11 protein-coding genes are annotated in these 12,355 nt (G+C 73.0%); 9 read left to right on the forward strand and 2 right to left on the reverse strand.

The features are described 5' to 3' along the window. The 7 genes from ABD340_RS36175 to ABD340_RS36205 all read left to right on the forward strand — a co-directional run. On the forward strand, window positions 1–305 hold a 305-nt coding region (locus ABD340_RS36175; protein ID WP_425547506.1), incomplete at its 5' end, for a glutaredoxin family protein. A gap of 298 nt (window positions 306–603) precedes the next feature. After that, a complete protein-coding gene (locus ABD340_RS36180) occupies window positions 604–1,344 on the forward strand; it encodes a redox-sensing transcriptional repressor Rex (RefSeq protein WP_344595255.1) in 741 nt (246 codons plus the stop codon). A 56-nt stretch (window positions 1,345–1,400) separates the two neighbouring features. Beyond that, window positions 1,401–2,765 carry a glutamyl-tRNA reductase gene (locus tag ABD340_RS36185; RefSeq protein WP_344595256.1) on the forward strand — a complete coding sequence of 455 codons (1,365 nt, stop codon included), beginning with the start codon at window positions 1,401–1,403 and terminating at the stop codon, window positions 2,763–2,765. A gap of 32 nt (window positions 2,766–2,797) precedes the next feature. Next, window positions 2,798–3,667 (forward strand): hydroxymethylbilane synthase, encoded by an 870-nt coding sequence (gene hemC / locus ABD340_RS36190; protein WP_425547507.1) that lies wholly within the window; start codon window positions 2,798–2,800, stop codon window positions 3,665–3,667. 20 nt (window positions 3,668–3,687) lie between these two features. Then, a complete protein-coding gene (locus tag ABD340_RS36195; RefSeq protein ID WP_344595259.1) occupies window positions 3,688–5,385 on the forward strand; it encodes a bifunctional uroporphyrinogen-III C-methyltransferase/uroporphyrinogen-III synthase in 1,698 nt (565 codons plus the stop codon). Window positions 5,386–5,420: 35 nt separating this feature from the next. Beyond that, complete coding sequence (gene hemB, locus ABD340_RS36200) at window positions 5,421–6,407, forward strand: porphobilinogen synthase (protein WP_344595261.1); 987 nt, start codon at window positions 5,421–5,423, stop codon at window positions 6,405–6,407. A gap of 172 nt (window positions 6,408–6,579) precedes the next feature. Further along, entirely contained in the window at window positions 6,580–7,227 is a 648-nt protein-coding gene (locus ABD340_RS36205) for a bifunctional DNA primase/polymerase (protein ID WP_344595263.1), read from the forward strand. A gap of 54 nt (window positions 7,228–7,281) precedes the next feature. Here ABD340_RS36205 and ABD340_RS36210 read toward each other — a convergent pair whose 3' ends face one another. Further along, window positions 7,282–9,168, reverse strand: coding sequence for a serine/threonine-protein kinase (locus tag ABD340_RS36210; protein WP_344595265.1), 1,887 nt, complete (start codon window positions 9,166–9,168; stop codon window positions 7,282–7,284). A gap of 106 nt (window positions 9,169–9,274) precedes the next feature. On the opposite strand from ABD340_RS36210, the gene hemL reads away from it, so the two are divergent. Continuing rightward, complete coding sequence (gene hemL / locus ABD340_RS36215; protein WP_344595266.1) at window positions 9,275–10,597, forward strand: glutamate-1-semialdehyde 2,1-aminomutase; 1,323 nt, start codon at window positions 9,275–9,277, stop codon at window positions 10,595–10,597. 7 nt (window positions 10,598–10,604) lie between these two features. On the opposite strand, the gene ABD340_RS36220 is transcribed toward hemL, so the two are convergent. Next, a complete protein-coding gene (locus tag ABD340_RS36220) occupies window positions 10,605–11,510 on the reverse strand; it encodes a dihydrodipicolinate synthase family protein (RefSeq protein WP_344595267.1) in 906 nt (301 codons plus the stop codon). 302 nt (window positions 11,511–11,812) lie between these two features. On the opposite strand from ABD340_RS36220, the gene ABD340_RS36225 reads away from it, so the two are divergent. Next, on the forward strand, window positions 11,813–12,352 hold the full coding sequence (locus ABD340_RS36225) for a glycoside hydrolase family 113 protein (RefSeq protein WP_344595269.1): 540 nt from the start codon (window positions 11,813–11,815) through the stop codon (window positions 12,350–12,352). The last annotated feature ends 3 nt before the right edge of the window (window positions 12,353–12,355 follow it).

The raw sequence follows: 12,355 nt of genomic DNA on the forward strand, positions 1-12,355 counted from the left end.
GGCCCGCGCAAGGCGCCCGCCGGGCCCGAACGGCCGATCCGGTGAGCGCCGCGGACGTCATGATCACGATGTACGGCAAGCCCGGCTGCCACCTGTGCGAGGACGCCCGCGCGGTGATCGAGCGGGTCGCCGCCGACCTCGGCGTCGGCTGGGAGGAGCGCGACATCACCCGGTCGGAGGAGGACACCCGCCGCTACTGGGAGCAGATCCCGGTCACCCTGATCAACGGGGTGCAGCACGACTTCTGGCGGGTGGACGAGGACCGGCTGCGCTCCGCCATCGCGCAATTGCGGAACCCGGAGTGACACGGCCGTAATTCGGTGACGGCGGAATGTCTCGTCGGTCACACCGCCGTGGCCGGCGGCGCGCTCCCGGGCCGTCCGGAAAAAGCCGTGAAGCCGCTGGTCGCCGGGGTTTTCGCGGTCGGTGCCGATACGGGGCCGGAACCGTTGCGCGGGGGGCGACTTTGTGCACCTATTCACAAAGGCTTAATCTGAGGGATAGCCCTGGGGGCCCTCCCGAGACGGGGAGGCTCGCCGCGGACGGACCGGGGCGAGGGGTTCTCGGGCCCCGTCCCAGCGTCGAGCCCCCGAAGAGCAGGCCGTGACATCTCGACAGAACCGCAACCGCGACCGCGCCGACCGTGGCATTCCCGAAGCCACGGTCGCGCGCCTGCCGGTGTACCTGCGCGCCCTGCACAGCCTCCAGGAGCGCGACGTGGCGACCGTCTCCTCCGAGGAGCTCGCGGCCGCAGCCGGGGTCAACTCCGCCAAACTGCGCAAGGACCTGTCGCACCTCGGCTCGTACGGGACCCGCGGGGTGGGGTACGAGGTGGAGTACCTCGTCTACCAGATCTCCCGCGAGCTGGGTCTCACCCAGGACTGGGTGGTCGCCATCATCGGTGTGGGTAACCTTGGCCGGGCTTTGGCCGGTTACGGCGGGTTCGCCTCCCGTGGCTTCCGCGTGGCCGGCCTGCTGGACGCCGACGAGTCCATCGTCGGCCAGACGATCTCCGGAATGGCGGTGGAGCACATCGACCGGCTGGAGGACCTCATCGCCGAGCGCGGGGTGTCCATCGCCGTGATCGCCACCCCCGCGGTCGCGGCCCAGGGCCTGTGCGACCGGGTGGTCGCCTCGGGCGTGACGAGCGTCCTCAACTTCGCGCCCGTGGTGCTCTCGGTACCCGAGGGGGTCGACGTGCGCAAGGTCGACCTGTCCATCGAACTCCAGATCCTCGCGTTCCACGAGCAGCGCAAGGCCGGCGGCCCCGGCGACTACGAGCCGCTGGCCGCGGGCGATGAACCTCCCGGGACGACACATTACGTAGAGGCAGTAGAAGCATGAGCCGGGGAACGCGGTAGGGAACAGGGCATGAGGGCATTCGGACGGTGTTGCGTGCGATGAGCGTCTTGGTGGTGGGACTCAGCCATCGGAGCGCCCCGGTGGCGATGCTGGAGCGCGCGGCGGTCACCGGGGACGACCTGGTCAAGCTGCTGCACGAGGTGAACGACTGCGCGCACGTCGGTGAGACGGCGATCGTCTCCACCTGCAACCGCGTCGAGGTCTACGCGGTGGTCGACAAGTTCCACGGCGGTGTCTCCGGCATCTCCGAGCTGCTGTCGCGGCACTCGGGAATCCCGCTCGACGACCTCTCCCGGCATCTGTACGTCCACTACGAGGACCGGGCCGTCCAGCACGCGTTCGCGGTGGCGTGCGGGCTGGAGTCGATGGTCGTCGGCGAGGGGCAGATCCTCGGGCAGCTGCGGCAGGCGTTCCGGCTGGCGCAGGAGCACGGCACGCTCGGCCGCGAGCTGCACGACGTCCTGCAGCAGGCGCTGCGGGTCGGCAAGCGCGCCCACCACGAGACCGGGATCGACAAGGCCGGCGCGTCGCTGGTCAGCGTGGGCCTGGAGGTCGCGACCGCGCATCTGGGCCCGCTGGACCGGGTCCGCGCGCTGGTGGTCGGCGCCGGGTCGATGAGCGGGCTGGCGGTGGCGACGCTGGGCCGCGCCGGCGCCCGCGAGATCGTGGTGGCCAACCGCACCTTCGAGCGGGCCGCCCGGCTGGCCGATTCGGCCGCCTCGCCCGCCCGCGCGGTCGAGCTGTCCGCGCTGGACGCCGAGCTGGCCGCCGCCGACCTGATCGTCTCGTGCACCGGCGCGACCGGGCTGGTGCTGACCGCCGACCGGCTGGCCGCGCGAGGCGCGGGCGCCGACGGCCGGCGCCGCTTCCTCCTCGACTTGGCGCTGCCGCACGACATCGACCCGGCCGTCCGGCGGCTGGACGGCGTCGAGCTGGCCGGGCTGGACGACCTGCGCACCGCCCAGGAGGCCGCCGAGGCGATCGGGCCGGAGGCGGTCGAGGCGGTGCGCCGGATCGTCCGCGACGAGGTCGCGGTGTTCCTCGGCGCGGCCCGTGCCGCGGCGGTGGCGCCGACCGTGGTGGCGCTGCGCAGCAAGGCCGCCGAGGTCGTGGAGGCGGAGCTGTCCCGGCTGACCGGACGGCTGCCCGAGCTGGACGACCGCGCCCGCAAGGAGATCACGCAGACTGTCCGGCGCGTGGTGGACAAGCTGCTGCACGCGCCGACCGTACGGGTCAAGGAGCTGGCCTCGGCGCCCGGCGGCGACACCTACGCCGACGCGCTGCGCGAGCTCTTCGACCTCGACCCGAAGGCCCCCGAGGCCGTCGCGCGCGCCGACTTCCGCAGCGAAGCAAGGGATGTCGGCGACGGGGCGCCGACGGAGCGTGAGGGGGGTGCGCGGTGAGCGCGCTGAAGCTGGGGACTCGCAAGAGCCTGATGGCCACCACCCAGTCGCGGTTGGTCGCGGACGCGTTGACGCAGCGTACGGGGCATGCCGTAGAGCTGGTCGGGGTAACGACCGAGGGTGATGTCTCCAAGGCCCTGCTCGCCCAGATCGGCGGCACCGGCGTTTTCGTCAATGCGCTGCGCGACCGGGTGCTGGCCGGCGAGGTGGACTTCGCCGTGCACTCGCTGAAGGACCTGCCGACCGGCCCGGCGGAGGGCATCGTGCTGGCCGCGACGCCGCTGCGCGACGACCCGCGGGACGCGCTGTGCGGCCCGGCGAAGCTGGCCGACCTGCGGCGCGGCGCGCGGGTGGGCACCGGTTCGCCGCGCCGGGTGGCGCAGCTGAGGGCGCTGCGTCCCGACCTGGAGGTGGTGCCGATCCGCGGCAACGCCGACACCCGGCTGCGCAAGGTCACCGACGGTGAGCTGGACGCGGTGGTGCTGGCGTACGCGGGGCTGCGCCGGATCGGGCGGGAGGACGACGTCGCCGAGATCTTCGAGCCCGATCAGATGCTGCCCGCGCCCGGGCAGGGGTGCCTGGCGCTGGAATGCCGGGCCGGCCGGGCGGATCTGCTTGAGCTGCTTGGAACGGTCGACGACCCCGTGACCAGGGCGGCCGTCGTCGCCGAGCGCACCGTGCTGGCGGTGCTGGAGGCGGGTTGCTCGGCGCCCGTGGGAGCATACGCTGCCGAGGAAGAACAAGAGCTGCGTCTGACGGCGGCCGTCGTCGCCCACGACGGGAGCCGCCAGATTCGGCTGTCCGCAAGCGGCCACCCCGATCAGGCCGAGCGGATCGGACGCGAACTCGCGGCCGAGCTGCTCGCCCGGGGGGCCGACCAGTTGATGGGGGAGCGCGATTGAGCCCCGCGAAGCAGACTCCGATGACCACCGCCCGGCGGGCGGCCACGACCGCGCGGCGTAACGCGGCCGAGGCGAAGACGACCGAGGCCGATCCGAAGAAGACCACTGACGCGTCCATCGAGGCCGAGTCCGACACCGAGACGGGCCAGGACGCCGTCCGTCCGACGGCCGGTGCCGGGCTGGTCGCGCTCGTCGGCATGGGGCCGGGCGACCCCGGGCTGCTGACGCTGCGCGCCGCCGAGGTGCTGGGACGCGCCGACGTCGTCGTCGTCAACCGGGCGCTCTGCGACGACGAGTTCCTCTCCCACTGCCGTCCGGACGCCGAGATCCTCGACTCCGCCGCGGGCGACCCGGCCAAGATCACCGCCAAGGCCGCCAAGGCGGGCAAGAACGTCGTCCGGCTGTTCCAGGGCGACCCGGTGCTGGCCTGCAACCTGGCCGCCGAGGGCGGCGCGCTGCGGAAGGCCGGGATCCCGTTCGAGGTGGTGCCGGGCGTGTCCACGGTGACCGGGGTGCCGGGGTACGCGGGCATCCCGCTGACCGACGCCAAGCACCGCGAGGTCCGGATCATCGACGCCTCCGCGGGCGCGGTCGTCTGGGAACGCTTCTCCGCGCCGGAGGCGACGCTGGTCATCCTGGGCGCCGAGCACAGCGTGGCGGAGGTGGCCAAGGGCCTGATGTCGGTGGGCCGTCCCGACAGCACCCCGGCCGCGATGATCACGATGGGCACCACCACGGAGCAGGAGACCGTGGTCTCCACGCTGCAGCGGCTGGCCCCCGACACCAAGGGCATGGAGGTCCCGGCGATGATCATCGTCGGGGACGTGGTGGGCTGGCAGGACCGGCTGTCGTGGTTCGAGACCAAGCCGCTGTTCGGCTGGCGGGTGCTGGTGCCGCGCACCAAGGAGCAGGCCGCCTCGCTGTCGGAGCAGCTGCGCGGCTACGGCGCGGTGCCCGGTGAGGTGCCCACCATCTCGGTCGAGCCGCCGCGCACCCCGCAGCAGATGGAACGTGCCGTCAAGGGCCTGGTCACCGGCCGGTACGAGTGGGTGGTGTTCACCTCCACCAACGCCGTCCGGGCGGTCCGGGAGAAGTTCTCCGACTACGGCCTGGACGCCCGCGCGTTCGCCGGGCTCAAGGTCGCCGCGGTGGGCGAGCAGACGGCGAAGGCGCTGGTGGAGTTCGGCGTCCAGCCGGACCTGGTGCCGGCCGGGCAGCAGTCCAGCGAGGGCCTGCTGGAGGTCTGGCCGCCCTACGACGAGGACCTCGACCCGATCAACCGGGTGCTGCTGCCGCGCGCCGACATCGCCACCGACACGCTGATCGCCGGGCTGACCGACCTGGGCTGGGAGTGCGAGGACGTCACCGCCTACCGCACCGTCCGGGCCGCGCCGCCGCCCGCCCCGATCCGCGAGGCGATCAAGGGCGGCGGGTTCGACGCGGTGCTGTTCACCTCCTCCTCCACGGTCAAGAACCTGATCGGGATCGCCGGCAAGCCGCACAACGTGACGGTGATCGCCTGCATCGGCCCGCAGACCGCGAAGACCGCCGAGGAATACGGGCTCCGCGTCGATGTGATGTCGGACAAACCGTCGGTATCGGCGCTCGCCGAGGCGCTGGCGGAGTACGGTGCGAGGCGGCGCGCGGCCCAGGTCGAGGCCGGCGATCCGCTGCGCAAGCCCAGCCAGATGAGGCGGGGGGCGCGCCGCCGCAAGTGAGCCGCGGACCGTCCGCGGACCCGGAAAGAAGGACCATGACTGCTCGGTTTCCCGTGGCGCGGCCCCGCAGGCTGCGGCGCACCCCCGCGCTGCGCCGGATGGTCGCGCAGACCCGGCTGAGCCCGGCCGACCTGGTGCTGCCGATGTTCGTCAAGGAGGGCATCGGCGAGCCGCATCCGATCCCGTCCATGCCGGGCGTCCACCAGCACACCCGGGAGAGCCTGCGCAAGGCCGCGCATGACGCGGTCGAGGCGGGCGTGGGCGGGCTGCTGCTGTTCGGCGTGCCCGCGGTCAAGGACGGCGTCGGCTCGGCCGGCGACGATCCGGACGGGGTGGTGCAGACCGCGCTGCGCGACCTGTCGTCCGACCTGGGCGACGCCACGGTGATCATGTCGGATCTGTGCATGGACGAGTTCACCGACCACGGGCACTGCGGCATCCTCACCGGCACCGGCGAGATCGACAACGACGCGACGCTGGAGCGGTACGCCTCGATCGCGGTCGCGCAGGCCGCCGCGGGCGCGGCCGTGGTGGCGCCCAGCGGGATGATGGACGGCCAGGTCGGCGCGATCCGCACCGCACTGGACGGCGCCGGCCACCACGACGTCGCGATCCTGGCGTACTCGGCGAAGTACTCCTCGGCCTACTACGGCCCGTTCCGCGACGCGGCCGAGTGCGCGCCGCAGTTCGGCGACCGCGCCTCGCACCAGCAGGACCCCGCCAACGCCGAGGAGGCGCTGCTCGAGGTGCGGATGGACCTCGACGAGGGGGCCGACATGGTGATGGTCAAGCCCGCGGGGCCCTACCTCGACATCATCCGCCGGGTGCGCGACGACGTGCGGGTGCCGGTGGCGGCGTACCAGGTCAGCGGCGAGTACTCGATGATCGAGGCGGCCGCGGCCAACGGCTGGGTGGACCGGGAGCGGGCGATCCTGGAGTCGCTCACCGCGATCCGCCGGGCGGGCGCCGACATCGTCCTGACCTACTGGGCCGCCGACGTCGCCCGCACCCTGTCCCGGTGATCGTTTGACGCGGATCAGGTGCGGCTAGTCACTTAGAGCCGTTTTCCGGGGGGCGCCGTGTGCCGCCGCCCGGCCCACGTGCATCATCGATTACAAGGGAACTGCTCCCGGCCATGGTCCCGGCGGTGGCTCCGGTCTGGTCTGTCTGGCGTGCACGCGGAGGGGGACGAAGATGCTGGCGGTCTCGGGCGGTAAACGGCAGAGGGCGGCCCGCGACCGGATGGCGTCCGCGGCCCGTTCGTACGCGGCGCTGGGCTGGCCCTGCACCCCGGGCGCGCATCCGCCCGCCGGCGGCGACCGGGCGTGCTCGTGCGACCGGCTGGGCTGTCCCGATCCCGGCGCGCATCCGGTGTCGGGCGCGTGGGCGCTGGAGGCCAGCGTCGATCCGGACGTGCTGGCCCGCTGGTGGGGGAAGCGGCCGGACGCCAACATCATCCTGCCGACCGGCCGCGTCTTCGATGTCTTCGACGTCCCCGCCGCCGCGGGCGAGCCGGCGCTGGCCCGGATCGAGGCGGACGGGCTGCCGATCGGGCCGGTCGCTTCGGTGGGCGGCGAGCGGTACCTGTTCTTCGTGGCGACCCGGGGCGCGCCTGTCGACGAGGACGAGTGGTGGTCGTGCCATCTCGACACCTCGCCCGAGACGGTCGCCGAGACACCGGGGATGCGCTGGCACTGCCGTGACAGTTATGTCGTCGCGCCACCCTCGGTGCTTCCGTACGGCCGTGAGGTGGCCTGGATCCGTCCACCGGAGGGCGGGCCACTGCCCGACCCGTTGCGGCTTCTGGAAGTCCTCTCCGACAGCTGTGAGGCCGCCAGGTAGCCGTGCCCGCCCCCTCTGAGCCCTTGGACGGGCCCAGAGGAGGCGTGAGCGAGGTCAGCGCGGAGTGCTGGGGGCGGCGATGGCCGACTTGCGGCCCCATCCCGAGTAGGTGGCCTGGACGACCTGCGCGCGCGCCTTGTCGGCCCCCTGTGCGCGGAACCAGAGGTGGGCCGGGCGTCCCGCGCGGTCCAGCCGGAGCGCGAACGCGACGTTCTGCGCCCCTGTCGCCTGGGCGAGCTGGCCGTACAGCGCCCCGACCGTCTGGAGCTGGCTCAGCCGGTCCAGCGGGGCACTGCCCTGGTAGACCTGCCCCTCCTTCTTGAACGACGTGCTCGCCTGGAGCAGCGAGGTGACGTTGGTGACCGAGCTGCCCCAGCGGGCCTGCGCGACGAGGGACGCGTAGCCGGGGGCCTGGCCGTCGGCCGGGGCCGAACGCCAGGCCTTCCCCGCCATCACGTATGCCACGTCCCCGACCAGGACGGCCCGTGTGGAGCGGCGCGTCCCGCCGCTGCCGGCGACCGACATCGTGTACGAGGGCGAGCCGTTGGGCACCAGGCCGAACGTCCCCTTGGCGGAGGTGGCGGCGCCGCAGCAGCCGATACGCCGGTAGGTGAACGACGCGCCCGGCGCCTGCGTGGTCGCCTGCTCGATCCTGGTGGCCAGCGAGGCGGCGGCCGGGTCGGCCGGGCTCGGCGGCGCTGCCGCGGGCTGCGGCGAGCCGCTGCCGGCCGGGTCGACCGGGGGGTCGTCCTTGCCGCCGAGCAGTACCGCGGCCCCGACCGTGCTGCCGGCGATCACCAGGACGGCGAGGGCCGCGGCGATCACCAGGGACCGGCCGCGGCGGCCGCCCTTCGCGGGCGCGGCCGGAGCCGGTGCCGGTGCCGGTGCCGGGGCCGGAGGCGCGGGCGTCTCGGGCGCTCCCTCGGTGGCCGCGGCCGCCTGCGGAGCCGCCGCTGCCGCGGGCGGCGCGGGCGCCGCGGGTGCTGCGGGCGCCGCGTGAGCCGCCTTGTGCGCCTTCGGGGGCTTGGGCGGCTTGGGGACCTTGGGCGCCTTCGGCTGCTTGGCCGGCGCCGGCTCGGGCTGCCGCGAGGTCGCGGCGGCCAGCTCGGTCAGCCGGCTGCGGCCCTGCGCCAGCCAGGCGGGCCCGTAGGCGTCGACCGCGGCGTCCTCCACGGCGCCGAGGAAGTCGGCGGCCGAGGCGGGCCGCTGGGCCGGGTCCTTGGCCAGGCCCTGCGTGATCAGCCCGCGCAGCGGCCCGGGGACGGCGTCCTCCGGGATCGCCCCCTCGCGGTGCGCCTTCGAGATCGCCGACTGGTTGCGCCCGCCGAAGGGCGGATGCCCGGTCAGGCACTCGAAGAAGATCGCGGTGGCGGCGTACAGGTCGGCGGGCACCCCGGCGGGGTCGCCGCCCCACAGCTCGGGTGCCGCGTACCCGGGATTGGTCTGCGCCTCGGTGCCGGCGCGGGCCATCCCGAAGTCGGTCAGCCGGCAGTTGCCGTCGTCGTCGATCAGGATCTCCGCCGGCCGCAGCGTGCCGTGCACCACGTCCTTGGCATGGGCCGCGGCCAGGCCCAGCAGCGTGCCGCTGAACACCGCCAGCGCGGCCAGGGGCCCGGTCGGGCCCTGGGTGGCGATCATGCGCCGCAGGCCGAAGCCGTCGACGCGCTCCATCACGATCGCGGTGCCTTGGGGCGACTCCACGAACTCGTAGAAGTCGACCACGTTGGGGTCCTCAAGCTGCGACAGGCTGCGCGCCACGCCGCGGAACCGCGACAGGAACGCCTCGTCGGCGTCCAGCCGCCGATCGAGATACTTGATCGCGACCTTGGTCTGGGTGAGGTCGTCGAGGGCGAGCATCACCCGGCCGCAGATGCCGCCACCCAGCTCCTGGACGTGGGTGAAGCCCGGGACCGTCCAGCCGTCAACCACGTTGCGAGCCATCCCTCCGATACGGCCGGCGCCGGTGCGCGTCGGCGCCCCTGGTGGCGCCGTGGTTTTTTGTGTACTTGGTGGAATATCGGCCGCTAAGCGCCGAGGTCAAGAGCAGATGCCGAACTGCAACTGTCAGACTGGGCCGGTGACCGAACTCCAAGTGTCCCAACAACTGTTCAACAGGGCGAATCGGGTCGTACCGGGCGGAGTGAACTCTCCGGTACGGGCCTTCCGCGCGGTCGGCGGGACCCCGCCGTTCATCACCGCGGGACACGGCCCGTACCTTACCGACGCCGACGGCAACGAGTACGTGGACATGATCTGTTCCTGGGGGCCGATGATCCTCGGGCACGCCCATCCCGCCGTGGTCGAGGCCGTCCAGGACGCGGCAGCCTTCGGCACCTCCTACGGCGCGCCGACGCCCGGCGAGGTCGAACTGGCCGAGGAGATCACCGCCCGCGCCCCGGTGGAGAAGGTGCGGCTGGTCAACTCCGGCACCGAGGCGACCATGTCGGCGATCCGGCTGGCCCGCGGCTTCACCGGACGGTCCAAGATCGTGAAGTTCGCCGGCTGCTACCACGGCCACGTGGACTCCCTGCTCGCCGCCGCCGGCTCCGGCGTGGCCACCCTCGCGCTGCCCGACACCCCCGGCGTGACCGGCGCGACGACGGCCGACACCATCGTGCTCCCATACAACGACGTCGGCGCGGTCGAGGAGGCGTTCGGCGAGCACGGCCACGAGATCGCCTGCGTCATCACCGAGGCGGTCCCGTGCAACATGGGCGTCGTCCCGCCGCTGCCCGACTTCAACCGGCTGCTGAAGTCGCTGTGCGAGCGCAGCGGCGCGCTGCTGGTGATCGACGAGGTGCTCACCGGGTTCCGCGCCTCCGCCTCCGGCTGGTACGGCGTGGAGGGCGTGGCGGGCGACCTGACGACCTTCGGCAAGGTGATGGGCGGCGGGCTGCCGGCCGCGGCGTTCGGCGGCCGGGCCGAGATCATGGACCGGCTGGCCCCGGCCGGCCCGGTCTACCAGGCCGGCACGCTGTCGGGGAACCCGCTGGCCACCGCCGCCGGCCTGGCCACGCTGCGGAACGCGACGCCCGAGGTGTACGAGGCGATCGACCGGTCCGCCGCGCTGGTGTCCGCCGCCGCGTCCGAGGCGCTGGAGAAGGAGGGCGTGCCGCACCGGCTGCAGACCGCCGGCAACCTGTTCTCGATCTTCTTCACCGACGAGGCGGTCGGCGACTTCGCCGCGGCGCAGCGCCAGAACGGCAAGACCTACGCCGCGTTCTTCCACGCGGCCCTGGAGCGCGGGGTCTACCTGCCCCCGTCGGCGTACGAGGTGTGGTTCCTGTCGGCGGCGCACGACGACAGGGCCCTGGAACGCATCACCAACGCGCTCCCGTACGCCGCCCGTGCCGCGGCCCAGGCGTCCTGAAGTCCGCCTAGACGCAGGTGCAGCCGATCGAGCGGGCGGCCGAGATGGCGCGGGCGACGGGCTCGGCCCTGGGCGCGTGCAAAGGCGCCCGTACGAACGGGTCGTCGATCAGGCCCAGTTCTGCCAAAGCGGCCTTCAGCACGGCCGGTGAGGGCTCGCTGAAGAGTGCGTCCACCATCGGCAGGAGTGCGTTGTGGAGCGCCTGTGCCCGCGCCGTGTTGCCGGTACGGACCGCCTCGGCCATGGCCGCGTACGCCTCTGGCGCGAGGCAGGCCGAGGCGGTGATGCCGCCCGTGGCACCCATTTGCAGCATCGGATACACGAACGCGTCGTCGCCGCACAGGACCCCCTTGCCCGTGCGCGTGGACAGCAGCACGAGCGTGTCGTGGTCGATCGCACCTGGGCAGTACTTCAGCCCGGCGACCCCGTCCAGGGCCAGTAGCCGCAGCGCCGCCTCCGCCGTTAGCCGCTTACCCGTCCGGTAGGGGATGTCGTAGGCGAGGACGGGCACGTCCACCGCGGCGCTCACCGCGGCGAAGTGGTCGATGACGCCCTCGTCGGACGGGCGCAGGTAGTACGGGACGACCACCAGCAGCGCATCGGCCAACGCGGCACGCTCGCGCGCCTGCGCGATCGACTCCTCGGTGCCCATCGTCCCGGCGCCCACGGTCAGCAGCGCCCCGTACTCGATCGTGACCGCCCGGCACACCTCCAGGACCTGGCACCGCTCGCCCTGGTCCAGCAGCCCGCCCTCGCCCGTCGTGGCGAGCGCGACCAGCCCCGCGGCGCCCGCGTCCAGACAGCGTCGCGCCAGCCGCTCCAGCGACCGGACGTCCACGCGCCCGGACGCGGTGAACGGCGTCACGACCGGAACATGCAGCCCGCAGAACGTCATGCCCTCGATCGTCCTCACGACGGCCCTTAAGGACAATCGAGATTTCCTCGACCTTGACCTTTAGGTCTCCTACAACGAGAGAGCGGTGCGTAGACCTAAGTCGCGTCACAGGGCGCCTTTGGTCATGTGAGCCGGACCGAACGGCCGATGATCGAGGGGGCCCTCGCGCCTCAGGCTGGGACCGCGTTGGAGGAGACCTGAGGGGGCGCTGTGCGGGACGAGGGGATCAGCCGTAAGCGGTTTCTGGCCGGGGCGGCGGCGGTCGTCGGGGGCGCGGCGACGGCGAGGTCATCCCGCGGGCCGCGGCGGTCGGCAGGTCGGTGTTCCGCGGCCCGCTGACGTACGGTGCCGCGGCCGACGACGAGGTCGACTGGGGCTTGTTCGACGTCGTCAGCGTCAACTACTACGCCTACCACCCGCGCCGGGAGGACTACGTCCGGGAGCTCCGGGCCTACCAGCGCTGGGGCAAGCCGGTGGCGATCTCCGAATGCGGCACGTGCGCGTACGAGGGCGCCCCGCAGGCGGGCGGCATGGGCTGGAACGTCATCGACTACAGCAAGCCGGAGCCCGAGATCAGGGGGAACCTGGCCCGCAGCGAACGCACCCAGGCCGAGTACCTCGGCCAGGTGCTCGACGTCTTCGACTCGATGGGCCTGTACGCGGCGATGGTCTACAACTTCGTCAACCCCGAGCTGCCGCATCGCGCCGAGCCCCGCCTCGACCTCGACATGGCCGGATACGGCCTGGTGAAGCCGATCCGCGAGAGGCCCTCCGACCCCGACTCCGAGTGGCACTGGGAGCCGAAGGAGTCGTTCCACGCGGTCGCCCGCCGGTTTCGCCGCTCGACCAGCCGGATTTAGGGC

This window comes from Actinomadura vinacea (genome assembly GCF_039532545.1).
In the GTDB taxonomy this organism is placed as follows: Bacteria; Actinomycetota; Actinomycetes; order Streptosporangiales; family Streptosporangiaceae; genus Spirillospora; species Spirillospora vinacea.